This is a genomic window from Rhodanobacter sp. MP1X3 (genome assembly GCF_014207165.1).
Classification (GTDB): Bacteria; Pseudomonadota; Gammaproteobacteria; order Xanthomonadales; family Rhodanobacteraceae; genus Rhodanobacter.
The window spans coordinates 957,443-974,622 of record NZ_JACHCO010000001.1; the positions used below are offsets into that span (position 1 = coordinate 957,443).

11 protein-coding genes, 1 pseudogene and 1 riboswitch are annotated in these 17,180 nt (G+C 61.3%); of the genes and pseudogenes, 5 read left to right on the plus strand and 7 right to left on the minus strand.

Annotation, left to right across the window (positions count from 1 at the left end):
• Nucleotides 1-107: 107 nt before the first annotated feature.
• Together HDE79_RS03950 and HDE79_RS03955 are read right to left on the minus strand one after the other, a co-directional pair.
• Nucleotides 108-1,472 carry an ectonucleotide pyrophosphatase/phosphodiesterase gene (locus HDE79_RS03950; protein WP_184600596.1) on the minus strand — a complete coding sequence of 455 codons (1,365 nt, stop codon included), beginning with the start codon at nt 1,470-1,472 and terminating at the stop codon, nt 108-110.
• 115 nt (nt 1,473-1,587) lie between these two features.
• A complete protein-coding gene (locus HDE79_RS03955) occupies nt 1,588-3,522 on the minus strand; it encodes an ATP-binding cassette domain-containing protein (RefSeq protein WP_184600597.1) in 1,935 nt (644 codons plus the stop codon).
• Between the two features lie 146 nt (nt 3,523-3,668).
• On the opposite strand from HDE79_RS03955, the pseudogene HDE79_RS03960 reads away from it, so the two are divergent.
• The 3 genes and pseudogenes from HDE79_RS03960 to HDE79_RS03970 all read left to right on the plus strand — a co-directional run bounded on the left by HDE79_RS03960 (nt 3,669) and on the right by HDE79_RS03970 (nt 6,930).
• A pseudogene (locus HDE79_RS03960) lies at nt 3,669-4,820 on the plus strand (Fic family protein).
• Between the two features lie 118 nt (nt 4,821-4,938).
• Nucleotides 4,939-5,487: a hypothetical protein gene (locus HDE79_RS03965; protein WP_184600598.1), complete on the plus strand. Its 549-nt coding sequence runs from the start codon at nt 4,939-4,941 to the stop codon at nt 5,485-5,487.
• 225 nt (nt 5,488-5,712) lie between these two features.
• A complete protein-coding gene (locus HDE79_RS03970) occupies nt 5,713-6,930 on the plus strand; it encodes a D-alanyl-D-alanine carboxypeptidase family protein (protein ID WP_255488229.1) in 1,218 nt (405 codons plus the stop codon).
• Nucleotides 6,931-7,053: 123 nt separating this feature from the next.
• Here the strand turns inward: HDE79_RS03970 and metK are convergent, their stop codons facing one another.
• From metK to dusB, 4 genes are all read right to left on the minus strand, one after another.
• A complete protein-coding gene (metK, locus tag HDE79_RS03975; RefSeq protein WP_184600599.1) occupies nt 7,054-8,280 on the minus strand; it encodes a methionine adenosyltransferase in 1,227 nt (408 codons plus the stop codon).
• 292 nt (nt 8,281-8,572) lie between these two features.
• A complete protein-coding gene (gene metE, locus HDE79_RS03980; protein ID WP_184600600.1) occupies nt 8,573-10,864 on the minus strand; it encodes a 5-methyltetrahydropteroyltriglutamate--homocysteine S-methyltransferase in 2,292 nt (763 codons plus the stop codon).
• Between the two features lie 193 nt (nt 10,865-11,057).
• Nucleotides 11,058-11,269, minus strand: a riboswitch (cobalamin riboswitch).
• 46 nt (nt 11,270-11,315) lie between these two features.
• Nucleotides 11,316-12,275: an alpha/beta hydrolase gene (locus HDE79_RS03985; protein ID WP_184600601.1), complete on the minus strand. Its 960-nt coding sequence runs from the start codon at nt 12,273-12,275 to the stop codon at nt 11,316-11,318.
• A 97-nt stretch (nt 12,276-12,372) separates the two neighbouring features.
• Nucleotides 12,373-13,359, minus strand: coding sequence for a tRNA dihydrouridine synthase DusB (gene dusB / locus HDE79_RS03990; RefSeq protein ID WP_184600602.1), 987 nt, complete (start codon nt 13,357-13,359; stop codon nt 12,373-12,375).
• Nucleotides 13,360-13,536: 177 nt separating this feature from the next.
• Between dusB and HDE79_RS03995 the strand changes: the two genes are divergently transcribed.
• Entirely contained in the window at nt 13,537-15,249 is a 1,713-nt protein-coding gene (locus HDE79_RS03995) for a GGDEF domain-containing protein (protein ID WP_184600603.1), read from the plus strand.
• 27 nt (nt 15,250-15,276) lie between these two features.
• Nucleotides 15,277-15,879: a flagellar basal body-associated protein FliL gene (locus tag HDE79_RS04000; protein ID WP_221439998.1), complete on the plus strand. Its 603-nt coding sequence runs from the start codon at nt 15,277-15,279 to the stop codon at nt 15,877-15,879.
• Between the two features lie 8 nt (nt 15,880-15,887).
• Here the strand turns inward: HDE79_RS04000 and HDE79_RS04005 are convergent, their stop codons facing one another.
• The gene (locus HDE79_RS04005) at nt 15,888-17,165 is read right to left on the minus strand and encodes a nucleoside permease (RefSeq protein WP_184600604.1); all 1,278 of its coding nucleotides are present in this window, start codon (nt 17,163-17,165) and stop codon (nt 15,888-15,890) included.
• Nucleotides 17,166-17,180: the final 15 nt, after the last annotated feature.

The following is a 17,180-nucleotide window of genomic DNA, read 5'->3' on the forward strand; positions in this document are numbered from 1 at the left end:
TTCGGTAACGATGAGCGCCGCATCACCTTGCGACTGGTGCTGCGGCGTGCTGCGTACGACTGGCGTACCGGGGCTCAGCTTCCTCGAGCGCTTTGCGCGCTGTTTGATCAGAGCAGCGGCTTGCCGGTGGCCTGCGGCAGCTGCACGCCGAGTAGCTTGGCCAGGGTCGGTGCGATGTCGCGCATGTCGATCTGGCCGAGCGACTTGCCAGCCGGGATGCCGGGGCCGGCGATCAGGAAGGTCGCGTTCATTTCCGGATGCTGGCGCAGATAGCCGTGGGTGCCCAGTTCCTGCGGTGCGCCGACTAGCGGGGAAAGCGGACTGCTGGCGCTCTCGTAGCCGAGCTTCAGGCCGACATAGAACGAGGCCTGCGGATTGCCGCCCTGTTCGGCGATCTCTTTCGCATCGATGATGCGCTCGATGCCGAGCTGCGGATCGGCAGCAAGTTTGTCCAGCAGCGCTCGTACCCGTGTCTGCAGTGCCTTGTCTTCCGGATGGTGCAGCACGATCGCATAGGAGCCACCGTTCGGCCACGGTGTGGCCTGCCAGTCGGTCACGGTCGGCTTCGTTGCCGGCTCGACCTGCGTGGGCTTGGCCAGCGTGATCAGGCCGGCCTGGATGAACGGCTGGAACAAGTTGACGTCGTGCTGCACAGACGCGAAACCATGATCGGAGACGATCACGACCACGGCGTGCGGATCGTTCTGAGTTACCGCGCGACGCAGCTGCCCAATGACCTGGTCGAGTCGGGTCAAGTCCGCATTCGCCTGCGCGCTGCCAGGGCCGTATTCGTGTTCGACGGAATCGAGCGAGTTGAGGTGAAGGGTCAGCAGCTGCGGATGTTTGTGTTGCCAGATCCAGGCGGCGTATTCGGCACGGCGCGCGTCGTCCTCGGCGGTATAGGACTTCACTTGCGGGTAGACACCCAGTGCCTGGTCGGCCTCGTCCAGCAGGCCAGGCGTGGAAACCGCGCGCAGCAGCTTGCGGTCGTCATCGGCACCGGAGCGCCACAGCTCCGGCAGGTTGTAATCAATCGGGGCGCCGACGCTCACTGGCCACATCAGGCTGGCCGTCTTGCCGCCCTTGTCGTGTACGGCCTGCCACAAGGTGGTGACATGGATGTCCTGCGCGTACCAGTTCCAGCCGTGATCGTTTTTCCACTCGGGGTCGAAAGCGTAGTTCGAGTAAATGCCGTGCACCGCTGGCGCCACGCCAGTGACCAGGGTGGTATGGCTCGGATACGTGACGGTTGGCGTTACACCGGTAACACCAGTGGCATAGCTGCCCTCGTGCAGGAAGGCGCTCAATGCCGGCAAGTTCAGCCCACGCTGTTTGGCCTGCAACACATCATTGGCGCGCAGGCCGTCGATCGACACCATCAGCACGGGAGTGTCGGCGATGGCGGCGGTGCTGACGGCAACACCGACAACGGCGAGCAGGGGCAGAAGACGGCGATAGCAGCGTAGATGCATGTGAATTCCGTGACGGGTGGTCAGATTGCCGGCTCGCATAGTGTGCGTGACGGCCAAACGGCTATTGCATCAAACGCATGTGACAAGGCGGTGAAGCCACGCTGCTTTGGCGTCTCTAGCTATCCAGTTCTGTCCACCGCGCATAGGCCGTTTCCAACTCGGCCTGCAACTTGGCAACGGCCTCGTTGGCCTTGGTAATCGTGCCTGCATCCTGCTTGAAGAACTCCGGGGCGTTCATCGCTTCACCGCGCCCGGCGATGTCGGTCTCCAACTGTTCGATGCGCAGGGGAAGCTGTTCCAGTTCGCGTTGATCCTTGAAGCTCAGTTTGCGCTTGGGTTTTGCAGGCTCGTCATTCCCGCGCGCGCCGGAACCCGGTGTCGCTGATGTTCCGTTATCGGCTGAAGGGTCAGTCGCCGAATCCCTGCTCTCGCCTCCTTTCAGGGGGGCGCCGAGGCGACGGTTCTCTGGACGCTGACGCAGCCAGTCACTGTAGCCGCCGACGTATTCGCCGATCTGGCCGTTGCCTTCCAACACCAAGGTGCTGGACACCACGTTGTCGAGAAACGCGCGGTCATGCGATACGAGCAGCAGGGTGCCTTGGTATTCGGTGAGAAGTTCTTCCAGCAACTCGAGTGTTTCCACATCCAGGTCATTGGTCGGCTCATCCATGATCAGCAGGTTGGACGGCTGCGCGAACAGCTTGGCCAGCAACAGACGGTTGCGCTCACCACCGGACAGGCGCGTGATCGGTGCGCGCGCACGCTCGGGTGAAAAGAGGAAATCCTGCAGATAGCCGACGATGTGCTTGCGCTGTCCGTTGAGCTCGATGAACTCGCGACCCTCGGCCACGTTGTCCAGCGCGTTGAGCTGGTCGTTGAGCTGCACGCGATGCTGGTCGAAGTAGGCGATCTGCAGATTGGTGCCCAGTTCGGCCGTGCCGCCCATGGGTTTCAGATCGCCCAGCATGATCTTCAGCAACGTGCTCTTGCCGGCGCCGTTGGGGCCGATGATGCCAATGCGATCGCCGCGCATGATCGTGGTGCTCAGGTCTTCGATCAGCACACGGCCGCCGAAGGCCTGATGCACGTGTTCCAGATCGATGACCTTCTTGCCGGATGACTGGCCGGTGGCCAGCGCCATCTTGGCGTTGCCGGTGAGATTGCGTCGCTCGGCGCGCTCGTTGCGCAAAGCCTTCAATGCACGCACGCGGCCTTCATTGCGGGTGCGGCGGGCCTTGATGCCCTGACGGATCCACACTTCTTCCTGCGCCAGTTTCTTGTCGAACAGCGCGTTGGCCTGCGACTCAGCATGCAGACGTTCCTCGCGGCGGCGCAAATAGTTGTCGTAATCGCCCGGCCAGTCGGTGAGCGCACCGCGATCGATTTCGACGATTCGGGTAGCCAGCGCACGAAGAAAACTGCGGTCATGCGTGACGAAAATGATGCTGCCGGCGAACTGCTTGAGGAAACTTTCCAGCCAGCCGATTGCCTCGATGTCCAGATGGTTGGTCGGCTCGTCCAATAGCAACACGTCGGGCTTGCGTACCAGTGCCTGCGCCAGCAGCACACGGCGCTTCATGCCGCCGGACAGCGCAGAAAAATCGGTATCCGCCGGCAGTTCGAGCTTGGTCAGCACCTCGGTCACACGGCGGTCCAGATCCCAACCATGCTGCGCCTCGATCTGTGTCTGCACTTCACCCAGCGCATCGAAGTCGGCCTGCGTGTTCAGCTCGTGCAACAGATGGTGGTAGCGGGCCAGCAGATGGCCGAGATCGCCCAGTCCCTCCGCCACCACGTCGAACACGTTGCCGGCGGTGTTCTGCGGTACTTCCTGCGCCATGCGCGCGATGACCACGCCGCTCTGCGCGCGGACTTCGCCGTCGTCGGCATGCAGCTCGCCGGCGATCAGCTTCATCAGGGTGGATTTGCCTTCGCCGTTGCGACCGACGATGCAGACACGCTCGTTCGCCTCGATCGACAGATCGACGTGTTCGAGCAGGAGAGGGCCGCCGATGCTGAAGTCGACGCGTTGCAATTGGATAAGAGACATCCGCCTATTGTAACGGTGCGAGTGACCTTGCATTCGGAAAGCGGGCGAAACTTTCCCAGCTCTTTGCTTGACCCATCTTAGGAAAAAAATATTGCCGTAAGTTTCCCAAGAATCTACACTCGCGACGTTGGGAAAGGGAGACCGCCATGGAACGAAAGACTGGTGATTACGTGGAAGGCAGTCTTTCCGGCAGCCACTACCAGGCCTTCGTGCCGCAGGCCTTGCCGCCGGACCGGCCCTCGTCTACACCCCTCCACTGATCGCTCAGCTCGAGCGCGCCAATCAGGCGCTCGGCCGCCTCGACGGCATTACCCTGATGCTTCCCGACCCGGCCCTGTTCCTTTATCAGTACGTGCGCAAAGAGGCGTTGCTATCCTCGCAGATCGAAGGGACCCAGTCCTCGCTGTCTGACCTGCTGCTCTACGAACTGGCCTGTACCCAACGACGACGTTGAAGAGGTCTCCAACTATGTTGCCGCGCTGGCGCATGGTTTGAAGCGCCTGCGCGAGGATAACTTTCCGCTCTCGCTGCGATTGATTCGGGAGATCCATGGTGTGCTGCTTCGTGGTGGGCGCGGCGCTGGCAAAGACCCGGGCGAATTCCGCACCAGTCAGAACTGGATCGGCGGCAAATCACCGGTGCTGGCCACTTTTGTGCCGCCACCGCCATCGCATCTGACCGAATGCCTGCACGCCTTCGAGAGCTTCCTGCACACCGATCGCGACGCCATGCCAGCGCTGATCAAGGCTGCGCTAGCGCATGTGCAGTTCGAGACCATCCACCCGTTCAACGACGGCAATGGCCGCGTGGGACGTCTGCTGATCGCGCTGATCCTTTGCACCGAAGGCGTGTTGCGAGAGCCCTCGCTGTATCTCAGCCTCTACTTCAAGACGCGCCGTCAGCAGTATTACCAGCAACTCGATGCCGTGCGCCGCAGCGGTGACTGGGAAGCGTGGTTGCTGTTTTTCCTGAAAGGTGTGGAAACCACGTCGCAACAGGCGGTGGATACTGCCCAGCGTATCCTGGCCCTTTTTGCCGAAGACCGTGAAAAAGTGCGCGGGCTGGGCCGACGCGCAGGTAATGCATTGCAGGTATTCGAGCAGTTCGTGCGTCGACCAATACTGGACGCGCCGACCATCCACAAGACGCTCAGCGTAGCCGCGCCCACCGTGCGCTCGGCCATCGCCGCACTGCATGATCTGGGTCTGCTTAACGAAATCACTGGTCAGCGTCGCAACCGCATCTGGATCTACCAGAGCTATTACGCGTTACTCAGCGAAGGGACCGCGCCGCTGTGAGCTGCTCAGCTTACCGTTTCGCCGACTACAAGAATCACGTGATAGACCTGTTGTGCCGCGTCACCCGCGTCAGCGTGGAAACTCAGCGCATAGTCGAGGCGATGCGGGAATTGCCACGATGACCGCCTTCCGCTGCACTGCCAAACTGCTCAAGGCCATGAAAGCCAAGCCAGTAGCCGAGCCCGCGCCGCCAATGAACCGGCTGGGCGAATGGACGGCCAATCTGATTCGAGTCGGGCGCATCCAGTTGGTGCTGGCGGTGAGCGAGCCGACCCGCTTTGCGGTGGTTCTGGATGCGGCGCCGTATGCGACGGTGACCGAGCGTTTCAGCCAGGCGTTGTTCAAAGCGCTGCTGAATCTGGATATTCCGGCCGACATGGCAGCGGCGGAGGCCGAGGCGGTCAGGCCGCTGCAGCTGGCGAAAAGCAATTCGAACTCGGTACTCGGAACGCTCAATCAGTTTGCGTTTCAGATCGAAAGCTATGTCTGGCACGGCAGTGCGAATTCCGCCGCCGAGCTGACCCGGTTGCTAGCCGACACGGTGGTGATCCAGCCAAAGCACATTGGGTTTCCTGCCCATCGGGTGCGGGAAGCTTTTGGCCTGCCGTCGGGCGACCATCGTGAGTGGATGGGCTCACTAGCGCCGGCGGGAACGGTATTGCATTAAAGCCCTGCGAGAGAAACCTTCAAGAGCCCTTTTGTCAGCTGCAACCCTACGCTGTTACACGGGTCTGGCCGGCGCTGTCTGTTCAGATTGCTTTCGGCAGAAGATTATATTTAACATGGACTTAACTGATCTATCTAAGATATTGCTTCTGGATATTGCGCGCGCTTGCCTATACAGTTGCGTCACGCGGGAATTTGCCGCGGTTCCTTCAGTGGGGAAGCCACGTTGTCCATCGCATCCGAAAAATCAGGCCAGTTGTTGAATCGGCTGCGGGGAATGATTGCGGCGTCGGCATTTGTTGCCCTCGCCATCGTTTCCAGTGTGGTTCATGCTGGGGGCTACGGCGCCATCGTCATTGATGCGACCACCGGCAAGGTCGTGGAGTCGGTCAATCCCGATGAGCAGATCCATCCTGCTTCGCTGACCAAGATGATGACGCTTTACCTGACCTTTCAGGCGCTGCACAGCGGCAAGCTGCAGATCGATCAGCAGATGCCAGTCTCAGGATGGGCGGCCAACAAGGCGCCAACCAAGCTCGGGCTGCGTAACGGACAAACCGTCTCGGTGCAGGACTGCATCCTGGGCATGGTCACCAAATCGGCCAATGATGCCGCGACGGTGATGGCCGAAGGCCTTGGTGGTTCCGAGGCTCACTTTGCTGAAATGATGACCGCCCAGGCGCGTCTGCTCGGCATGACCGACACGTATTTCAACAATGCCTCCGGTCTGCCTGATCCCGATCAGCTGACGACGGCAAGCGACATGGTGAAGCTGGCGATGGCGCTGTATCGTGACTTCCCCCAGGACTCGCATTACTTCGCGACCAAGGAATTCGTCTTCCGGGGTCAGCTGGTACGCGGCCACAATCACCTGATGGATCGCTATCCGGGCATGGATGGGCTGAAAACCGGTTTCACCGATGCCTCGGGCTTCAATCTCGCGTCGACTGCCGTCAGGGACGGCCACCGCCTTTTCGGCGTGGTGCTGGGTAGCCGCACCGCGGCCATGCGTGATCAGCTGATGGCTCGCCTGCTGGACGATGGTTTTGAGAATCAGCAGACACCCGCCGTGCTGGTCGCCCAGGCGGCCGGCGTGAGGGAGAGCGCGGCGCTGAAGGTGCTGGCTGCGTTGTCGCCCATCGCCACGGCGCAGGCCGATACCTTGCCAGCGACGCGGCCGATGCCGAGGCGCAACCACCGCAACATCAAGAATGCCCCTGTTGTTGCCGTTGCTCGGCGTGATCGCCACAACGGAAAGGGTGCTCCTGTTGTCCTCGCTCGTCGTAATCGTCACAACAGCAAGAGTGCCCCAGTTGTTGCCCGTCGTGCCGGCACATGCCCACGTCCTGGCGCGCATGTCGGCGCCTGCCCACACCGCAGTCGGGCGACGAAACTCGCTGACCGAACCGGTAGCAAGAAACCGCCAAGTTTGGCCCCGGCGTGAACTGATAATCGTCGGCTTTGTGTCGATTGCAGCCGGATAGGATGATCGAATTCAGAAGGCTGAAATAACAAAAAACCCGCGGGCAACCGCGGGGTTTTGTTTTGGCGCTCTTGCTGGGGACGATTACTTGCGGCGGGCGACCGCGGCTTTCTTGTCCAGACCGCTGTCCGCGCGCAGGGCGTCGGCCTTGTCGGTCTTCTCCCACGAGAACGTGGTGTAGCTTTCGCCGTTGGCACCCTTGACCAGCTGCGGGATGCGGCCGAAGTGGCCATTGCTGGCGGTCTGCTGGTACATCGGGTGGATCAGATCGAGCATCTTGATGATGCCGTACGGACGCAGGTCGAAATGCTTGCGGATCAGCTTCTCGATCTTGTCGTCGCCGATCTTGCCGGTGCCGAAGGTGGTGACTGAGATCGAGGTGGGCTCGGCCACGCCGATGGCGTAGCTGACCTGGATTTCGCAGCGATCGGCCAGGCCGGCAGCGACAATGTTCTTGGCCACGTAGCGAGCGGCATAGGCTGCCGAACGATCAACCTTGGACGGATCCTTGCCCGAGAATGCGCCGCCGCCGTGGCGGGCCCAGCCGCCGTAGGTGTCGACGATGATCTTGCGGCCGGTCAGGCCGCAATCGCCCACCGGTCCACCGATGACGAACTTGCCGGTCGGGTTGATGTGGAACTTGGTGCCCTTGTGCAGCAGCTTGGCCGGCAGCACCGGCTTCAGGATCAGCTCGCGCACGCCTTCGATCAGGTCCTTCTGCTTGACGCTTGGGTCGTGCTGGGTCGACAGCACCACGGCGTCGATGGCTACGGCCACGTCGTTCTCATAGCGCAGGGTGACCTGGCTCTTGGCGTCCGGTCGCAGCCACGGCAGCGGGGAATTCTTCTTCTTGCGGACCTTGGTCTGCTGCTCCACCAGGCGATGCGCGTAGTGAATCGCGGCTGGCATGTATTCGCTGGTTTCGTTGGTGGCGTAGCCAAACATCAGGCCCTGGTCGCCGGCGCCCTGCTCTTCGGGCTTCTTGCGATCCACGCCCTGGTTGATGTCGGGTGACTGCTTGCCGATCAGGTTGAGCACGCCGCAGGTCTCGCCGTCGAAGCCCACCTCGGACGAGTCATAGCCGATGTCGACGATCACCTTGCGGGTCAGTGCTTCGAGGTCAATCCACGCGCTGGTAGTGATCTCGCCGGCGACGATCGCCACGCCAGTCTTCACCATGGTTTCGCAGGCAACACGGGCGCGCGGGTCCTGCGCGAGGATCGCGTCGAGCACGGCGTCGGAGATCTGGTCGGCTACTTTGTCCGGATGGCCTTCGGAGACCGATTCGGAGGTGAACAGGTGGCTGGACATCGGATTTATATCCTTTCGTTCGGATAGAGAGATAAAAGAAGTCGGGCATCATACAACGCCGCTTCCCTTTTTGCAGCCCGATGCCGTTTTCGGGGCGGCGGGATTGGGCGCGTGTTCAGCCGTTTGGACGGCTGTTTAGCGTTTTGAAGGTATATCGCGGAAGCCATCCGCGAAACAATAAGCGGCTTTGATGACAAGCTTTGCATCAAGCATTTTGCCATGCCACCCGCTGCGGGACGTTAAAAGAGCCCTCCCACCGATGCGGCTGGCGAGAGGGTCGCATCAGTTTCAATTACACCAAGAGTTTCAGCTCGGCACGCAGCTGTTGAGCGCTGGTCACCATGTGCTGCAACGCCTGTTCCACCTCAGGCCAGCCCCGCGTCTTGAGGCCGCAATCGGGGTTGATCCAAAGCTGCTCCGGCTGCAGCACGTCCAGCGCCTTGTGCAGCAGATCGAGCATTTCCGAGGAATCCGGCACACGCGGAGAGTGGATGTCGTAAACGCCCGGGCCGATGCCGTTGGGGTAGCGGAAGCGGGCGAACGCATCGAGCAGTTCCATGCGTGAACGGCTCGTCTCGATCGAGATCACGTCGGCATCCATGGCCGCTACAGCCTCGATGATGTCGTTGAATTCCGAATAACACATGTGGGTATGGATCTGCGTCGCGTCGCGCACGCCGCCGGCAGTGATGCGGAAACACTCGACTGCCCATGCCAGATAGCTGGGCCAGTCGGCACGACGCAGCGGCAGGCCTTCGCGTAGTGCTGGTTCGTCGATCTGGATCACGCGAATGCCGGCTGCTTCAAGGTCGTGTACCTCGTCGCGCAGTGCCAGGGCGATCTGTCGGCAGACGGTTTCGCGCGGGAGATCATCACGCACGAACGACCACTGCAGCATGGTTACTGGCCCGGTCAGCATGCCCTTCATCGGCTTGTCGGTCAGCGATTGTGCGTAGCGCGACCAGCGTACCGTCATCGGTGCAGGGCGGGCGATGTCGCCAAAAATCACTGGCGGCTTCACGCAGCGCGAACCGTAGCTCTGCACCCAGCCGAGCTTGGTGAACAGATAGCCGTCTAATTGTTCGCCGAAGTATTCGACCATATCGTTGCGTTCGGGCTCGCCGTGCACCAGCACATCCAGGCCGATGTGCTCCTGGAAACGGACGACGCGTTCAACCTCTGCTTCAAGCACCGCGTCGTAGCCGGCGTCATCCAGCTGGCCGGCGCGGTGCGCGGCGCGCGCCTTGCGCAGCGCGTCGGTCTGCGGGAAGGAGCCGATCGTGGTGGTTGGCACCGACGGCAACACCAGCGTTTCGGACTGGACGATGCTGCGCGTGGCGTACGCAGATCGGCGCAGTGGAGCCTGCGGCCCGAGTGCACGCAACCGGGCGCGCACGCTGGCATCGACAATGCCAGGCGCTTGCGACTGCGCCTTCAGCAACGACTGTTGTGCGGCGAGCGCGGCATTGGCTTCCGCTACGCCGACCAGTGCATCGGCATAGACGCGCAGCTCCTCGAGCTTCTGCCGCGCAAAGGCCATGGCGGCGCGGCGCGGCGGATCGAGCGCGTTTTCGGCGTTTAGATCGATCGGCACGTGCAGCAGCGAGCACGAGGGAGCGATCCACAAACGTTCGCTGCCGATGCGAGCGTGCGCTTTTTTGAGAAGCGCGGTCACGCGATCGGGTCGGCTGCGCCAGATGTTGCGACCATCGACCACGCCAGCGCTGAGTACTTGCCCTTCCGGCAGCGCATCGAGCACAGCATCGAGCTGTTCCGGTGCACGTACAAGGTCGATATGTAGGCCATCCACCGGCAAGCTGGTCGCCAGCTTCAGGTTGTCGCCCAGTGCGCCGAAATAGCTGGCCAGCAGCAGATGTGGCGTGCGTGCGGCGGCCAGGGTCGCATAAGCCTGGCGATAGGCGGCGTGGTCGTCAGCATCGAGATCGAGTACCAGGCATGGCTCGTCCAACTGCACCCATTCCGCGCCGGCATCGGCGAGTTGCCCAAGCAGCTCGATATAGGCGAGGACCAAGGCGTCGAGCAAGGCCAGGCGATCGCTGCCATCGACGCTTTTTGAAAGCAGCAAAAACGACACAGGACCAAGCAGAACCGGGCGCGCCTTGTGACCCTGGGCCTGTGCTTCGTAGAATTCGGCCAGCGGCTTGTTGGCATTCAGGGCGAAGCGCTGGCCAGCTTCGAGTTCCGGTACCAGATAGTGGTAGTTGGTGTCGAACCACTTGGTCATTTCCAGCGCATGCAGATCATGGCCTCCGCGCTTGTGGCCGCGGGCCATCGCGAAATAGCCGTCCAGATGATTTTCATCGAATACCGGTCGGTAGCGCGATGGTATGGCGTCGAAAAGCACGGCGGTATCCAGCACGTGGTCATACAGGCTGAAGTCGTTGCACGGCACCACATCGGCGCCGGCATCCACCGCCAGCTGCCAGTGTCGTCGCCGCAGCATTGCGGCCGTGTCGAGTAGTGCCTCGGCGCTGGTGTCGCCGCGCCAGTGCGATTCGAGCGAGCGTTTCAGCTCGCGTTTGAGTCCGATGCGTGGAAAACCGGAGTAGGTAACGAGTGACATAAAAATTCCTCTTGCATGATGGGCAAAGAGGAACGAAGGGTGGCCAGCACCATCGCTGCGCCGTTGACCTTCGCCCCCGCGGGCGAACCGGCGCTTTCGCGGGACGCGCAGAATCATTGCGCCGACCTTGGACAGGGCGACGCAATGGTTCCGGTGCTTCCCCGCGGAAACGCCAGGTCGGACGGAAACGCGTTACCGCGCTTCCGGCTGAGGCAGGTATTCGGGCTCGTGGACGTTGAGCTTGCATCTACTGTCCGTCGCTTCCCAGGGTGTTTGCCCAGTGCCTGTGACGGAGGTCGTTTCCACATACCGCTGCGGGGCAGCGCCGGCTTGATACCGGCTTCCCATTTCATTCCATCTTTCTATTCGCATAGAAAGATGGAAACCTTCAGCGAGGCTGAAGTTAGCCCTGTGGAGGACTCAAGTCAACGGCGTTTCTGGTTTGGTGAGGTCAGGAATGCTTGCCGGGATGGATCAACGGCGGGTCCCGGTCGTCTATGGGCTCGTGGTCCTGGATGAAGCTGAGGATGTCTGCCAGCGTTGGCGCGTGGTCGCGCAGTGGTCGCGACATCGCGAACAGCAGCGGCGAGTGGCCGATTCCGGGGTAGAGCTTGAGCGTGACATCTTCATGCCGGGCCAGCATGGCCTTGTCCAGCGAAAGCGCGTTGGAGGGATCGACTTCATGGTCGCCGGTGCCCTGCAGCAGCAGCATCGGCGGCTCGTAGCCGCTGACGAACAGGACGGGCTGCGCCTGCGCCTGGTCGGCAGAGGCGCGCCCGAACGTGCCCAGCATGTCCTTTTCGTAGGCCGGAATCGGCATGAAGTCGTAAACCCCCGCCAGCCCGATAAAGCCGGCCAGATCGTGCGGTTTCATGCCGTACGGCGACAACCACCGAGGGTCGGTCGCCAATAGCGCCGCAATCTGGCCGCCGGCGGAGTGGCCCATCACGAAGATGTCGCACGGGTCGCTGCCCAGAGCAACCGCATGCGCGTGGGCCCATGCTACGGCGCGCGCGCCATCCTGCATAAAGCCGTTCATCCTTACCAGCGGGTATTTGCGGTAGTCCGGTATCACCACGATCACACCTCGAGCGGCCAGCGCTGTGCCGACGAAGCGATACCACTGGCGCTTGCCGTGGGTCCAGTCACCGCCGTAGAAGAAGACCACAATCGGAGCTTGGGCCGTGGTCGGATGTCCGTCGTGCTCCGGCAGATAGACATCGAGCGCCAGATCGTGCGTGGCGTCGAACACGATATTGCGCTGCTGCGCGATGCCACGGTGCTGGTCGGTGCTGTTGAGCCCGGCGAATAACGTGGCCCGGCAGCCGCCGAGCAACACAATGCTTGCCAGGAGCAGGCCGCCAAGCAGGTATTGCGCAACGAGTGGGGAGGGCGTCCGGCGCAACGTCATCGTTTTCCGGCGTCAAAGGCACAACGGCAAGAGTGAACACCGATGATGCGCCGATCCCGTCGCAAGTGGTTGCGATGGCCGTTGTTTGACGCTTCGTCTAGGCGGCCAAACGCACGCCGGCACTCAACGCCGCAAAGTAGTCATGGGTAAGCTGCAGCTGCGTCTCGGCCGATTCGGCGCGATTGACCACTTGCCGAAATGCCATGTTCTCCGGCCGGTCCTTCGCATACCAGCCCAGATGCTTGCGCGCGATGCGCACGCCGGCCAGTTCGCCGTAAAACGCGTAGAGCTGTTCCAGATGGCCGATCAAGATTGCGCTGACCTCCGCCGGCGCAGGTTCGGGCAACAGCTCGCCGGTGGCGAGGTAATGCGCGATCTCGCGGAAGATCCAGGGTCGCCCCTGGGCGCCGCGGCCGATCATCACCGCATCGGCTCCAGTGAGGTCGAGTACATGTCGAGCCTGTTGCGGTGTCGTCACGTCACCGTTGGCCAGCACGGGAATACGCACGGCGGCTTTCACCGCGGTGATGGTGTCGTACTCGGCATTGCCTTCATATTTGTCCGCGCGTGTGCGCCCATGCACGGCGAGCGCGGCGATGCCGCTGTCTTCGGCGATGCGGGCAATCGTCAGCGCGTTTTTGTTCTGGCGATCCCAGCCGGTGCGTATCTTCAGGGTTACGGGTACGTCGACCGCCTCGACCACGGCCCTGACGATGCGCGCCACCAACGGCTCATCTTGCAGCAGCGCAGAACCGGACCACACGTTGCATACTTTCTTCGCCGGGCAACCCATGTTGATGTCGATCAGCTGGGCACCGTTGGCGACGTTGAAACGCGCTGCTTCGGCCAGCATCACCGGGTCGTAGCCGGCGATCTGCACGCTGACGGGTTCGGGTTCGCCGACGTGATCCATCCGCTGCAGGGACTTGCGCGTGTGCCACAGCCGCGGATCCGCGTTGGTCATTTCCGACACAGCCAAACCCGCGCCCAGCCGTTTGCACAGCAGGCGGAAAGGCTTGTCGGTGACGCCGGCCATCGGGGCGAGTACCACCAGCGGGTCGATGCGGAAGGGGCCGATCTGCATGGGGGTATTGTAACGGCCACGGCCATGCCAGTCTGAAAACGTTATGATGAAATCGATCGGTATCTACGGTTCGATTGGCAGCCAGGGGCTGAGTGGCCGATGTCGCGGGGATTGACGGGAATAGTACTTCTGCTTTTGCTGTTGGCATGGCCAGTGGCGGGTATGACCGCGTCGCCGATGAACGCGCTGCGTGGTCGTGCGGTAACCGATCCGCATGGCCTGATTGCAGACGTTCGACAACAACTGGATCAGGCCGGTGCACGTCTATCGCCCGAACAGGAGCGCGCCCTGCTCTGGGGTATGGGTACGGCGGCAATCAATGCCAATGATGCTGCTGCATTTGCCGAATCCACGCTGCGCCTCGATGGTCTGGCAAGTGCCAGCAAGGATCCTGCGGCGGCCGCGGCGGCGGGTTTCCTGCGCGCACGGCACGATATCGCCAACGGTATAGGGGATGGTTTGGGCGAAGCTCTTCGTGCCGCGGACAAGGTGCTGGGCAATGCGGATTCGCAGCTGGTCGCCTGGGCACGCTTCCAGTTATGCGATGCCTATACCTTGGACGAAAAGGCGGATCGCGCGCTGCCGCTGTGTCGTCAGGTCGAGACCAACTATCTCGCTCTGGGTGACGAATGGGGCATCGCCGATGCCGAAAATGATGAAGGTATTGCCCTGGCTACGCTCAATCGCATCAGCGAAGCAACCGAAGTCTACGAGCGTTCACGCCAGCACTTCACCCACGTCGGCGCATCCAGGATGGCTGTGTCGGTGGGCGACAACCTGTCGCAGATGTATCTGAAGCAGGGTCGTGCGCGTGAAGCGTTGCAGCTCTCGCAGACGTCGCTGAAGCAAGAAACGTCCGATGGGCGCATCAGCGATGCCATTGGCTCCAGCACCGATATCGCCCGTGCGCAGGCCGCGCTGGGTCAGCACCGGAAAGCCTATGCGCTGATGCGTGCCACCGTGGCCAAGGCGCGCGCCGCCGGCATGAACGGCCAGCTGAGTGATCTGCTCGATGTGGAAAGCACGTTGGCCGAGCAGGCCGGTGACCTGCATCAGGCGCTCGCCGACGAACGCGAAATCGTGACGCTTGAAAGCGCCACCAACACGCCTGCACTACGTGTAATCGAAGCGGAACTCGAACAGCGCTATGCCGCGCGTGAAAAGGAGCTGCGCATCGACGATCTGGAGCGTACCAATCGCGACCAGAATCTCGAACTGAAAGCTGCGCAATCCGAGGCCGCCCGACGCGATGAAGAGCAGCAACGGCAGAAGCTGGCCAATCTCGTTGTCACGGTGCTGGCGGTCGGACTCGTTCTGGTTGCCTGTCTGTTGTTTCTTCTGCTGAAGTCGCAGCGACGACATGCAGCTGAACTCAGTGCGCAGGCATTGTGTGATCCGCTGACCGGCATCGAGAACCGGCGTGCATTCCAGCAGCGCGCCATGGCATTACTGACCTGTCAACGCGATATGCGAGATCCACTGCATGTGCTGATGCTGATCGATTTCGATCACTTCAAGCGCATCAACGACAGCGTTGGTCACCAGCAGGGTGATCGCGTACTGGTGATTATCACCGACTATTTGCGTCTTGCGATTGGCGAGACATGCCATATCGCGCGCATCGGTGGCGAAGAATTCATCGTGCTTTGTCCGCAGCTGGGAGCGGAGGACGGTATGCGACTGGCTGAAACCTTGCGCGCGGGTGTCGCTGCACTCGTGTTGCCGGCCGAACTGGAAGTCGCGCAGATTACGGTCAGCATTGGCGTTGCGCTGTTCGACGGCGAGCGTTGCCACGATCTGACTAGCTGGATGCGTGCTGCCGATACCGCGCTGTATTCCGCCAAATCCTATGGCCGTGATCGAGTGGTGGCAAGCGCGCTGGTATCCTGACGTCCCTCATTCTGTGGATGTCTGATCATGCTGCTGCGCAAGTTCTTTTGCGGTTTGCTTTTGCTGCCCGCGCTGGCCTCGGCGCATCACTCGCAAAAACATGATGGGGAAGGAGATGTACGTGGCCTGCGCAACGTCACCGTGCTTATCGTCCGCCATGCGGAAAAGCCAGATGACGGTAGTGGCCTCACACCGCGAGGCGAAGCGCGCGCAGAGGCTTACGCAACGTATTTCGATCCGCTTCGACTTGATGGCGAGACGCTGCAGCCGCAGCGTCTGATCGCGACCAGCGATAGCAAATCCAGCGAGCGGCCGCGACTCACGCTGACCCCGCTGGCCGCGCGCCTGCAACTGCCGTTGGAGCAACCGTTCGCCGACAAGCAGGTGGACAAACTGGTCGAATCACTGCGCGAGCAGAATCAGGCGAGCGTCGTGCTCATCGCATGGCACCACGGCCATATCAACGATCTGATCAGCGCATTCGGCGGTGATACCAACGCCTTGCTGGGTCGCGACAAATGGCCGGGTGATGTCTATAACTGGCTAGTCGTGTTGCACTTCGATGATCGTGGCCAGTTGATTCCTTCAAGCAGTCACCTGGTGCAGGAGCATCTGCTGCCGGGCGACTGATCAGTCGTTCACAATGCGCGTTTATCGCGAATGCCGTGGGAATGTGCAATGGCACCGCGCTCATGCCGGTGCTTGAACAGAAGCATGAAGAGTATTGCCACCACTAGTGAGTAGAGCGCAAAGGTCGTCCAGATGCCTTGCCAGTCCTTGCTGCCGTCGGCGCGAATAAACCAATGATCGATGATCAGGCCGCTGAGCGAACTGCCCAGCACGGCGCCGATGCCGTTGGTCATCAGCATGAACAGGCCCTGCGCGCTGGCACGGATCGCCGGGTCACTCTGCCCCTCGACAAACAACGAGCCAGAGATGTTGAAAAAGTCGAACGCCATGCCATAGACAATGCACGACAGCACGATCATCCACAGCTCGGGCCCGGGATTGCCGTAAGCAAACAGGCCGAAGCGCAGCGTCCATGCCAGCATGCTGATCAGCATCACCGCCTTGATGCCAAAGCGCTTCAGGAAAAACGGAATCGCCAGAATGAACAGCGTTTCCGAAATCTGCGAGATCGACATGATGATCGCCGGATAACGTACCGCCATCGTGCCCTTGTACGCGTCCACCGTGGCGAAGTCGTGCAAAAAGGTATCGCCATACGCATTGGTCAATTGCAACGACGCGCCCAGCAGCATCGCGAACAGAAAAAAGATCGCCATCTTGCGGTCGCGAAACAGGCTGAATGACGTCAGCCCCAGCGTATCGAGAAGCGATCGTCCCTTCAGTTGGTCAAGCTTGGGTGGGCATGGCGGCAGAGTGAAAGCGTACAGGCCCAACACGAGTGCTGCGCCCGAGGCCACGTAAAACTGGCCGGCGGTGGTTTCCAGATGCAGCAGGCTAACGACCCATAGCGCCACAATAAAGCCGACCGTCCCCCATACGCGAATGGGCGGGTAATCGATCACCACATCGCGGCCTTCGCCCTTTAGTGCCGCATACGCCACCGTAATCGACAGCGAGATGGTCGGCATGTAGCACATCATGTTGAGCAACATCACCCAGAAAAACGTGGTTGGGTTGTTGATCATCGGCGTTGCAAAAAGCACGGCTGCGCCGCCTAGATGCAGCAGGCCGTAAAGCTTTTCTGCGTTGATCCACTTGTCGGCGATCATGCCCATCAGCGATGGCATGAACAGCGAGGCAATGCCCATCGTCGAAAAGATCGCGCCGAACTGGGCGCCCGACCAGTGCCGGTTCTGAAACCAGTACGCACCGATGGTGATCAGCCACGAACCCCATACGAAAAACTGCAGAAAGTTCATGGCTATCAGGCGCGACTTGATGCTCATCGATTCCTCATGGTG

Excerpts from the sequence above, each read along its gene's own strand:
- metK (WP_184600599.1), bottom strand. The coding sequence starts at position 8,280 with ATGTCCAGCCACCTGTTCACCTCCGAATCGGTCTCCGAAGGCCATCCG.
- HDE79_RS03950 (WP_184600596.1), bottom strand. The coding sequence starts at position 1,472 with ATGCATCTACGCTGCTATCGCCGTCTTCTGCCCCTGCTCGCCGTTGTC.
- metE (WP_184600600.1), bottom strand. The coding sequence starts at position 10,864 with ATGTCACTCGTTACCTACTCCGGTTTTCCACGCATCGGACTCAAACGC.
- HDE79_RS04005 (WP_184600604.1), bottom strand. The coding sequence starts at position 17,165 with ATGAGCATCAAGTCGCGCCTGATAGCCATGAACTTTCTGCAGTTTTTC.
- HDE79_RS04000 (WP_221439998.1), top strand. The coding sequence starts at position 15,277 with ATGCTGCTGCGCAAGTTCTTTTGCGGTTTGCTTTTGCTGCCCGCGCTG.
- HDE79_RS03955 (WP_184600597.1), bottom strand. The coding sequence starts at position 3,522 with ATGTCTCTTATCCAATTGCAACGCGTCGACTTCAGCATCGGCGGCCCT.
- HDE79_RS03985 (WP_184600601.1), bottom strand. The coding sequence starts at position 12,275 with ATGACGTTGCGCCGGACGCCCTCCCCACTCGTTGCGCAATACCTGCTT.
- HDE79_RS03965 (WP_184600598.1), top strand. The coding sequence starts at position 4,939 with ATGACCGCCTTCCGCTGCACTGCCAAACTGCTCAAGGCCATGAAAGCC.
- dusB (WP_184600602.1), bottom strand. The coding sequence starts at position 13,359 with ATGCAGATCGGCCCCTTCCGCATCGACCCGCTGGTGGTACTCGCCCCG.
- HDE79_RS03995 (WP_184600603.1), top strand. The coding sequence starts at position 13,537 with ATGAACGCGCTGCGTGGTCGTGCGGTAACCGATCCGCATGGCCTGATT.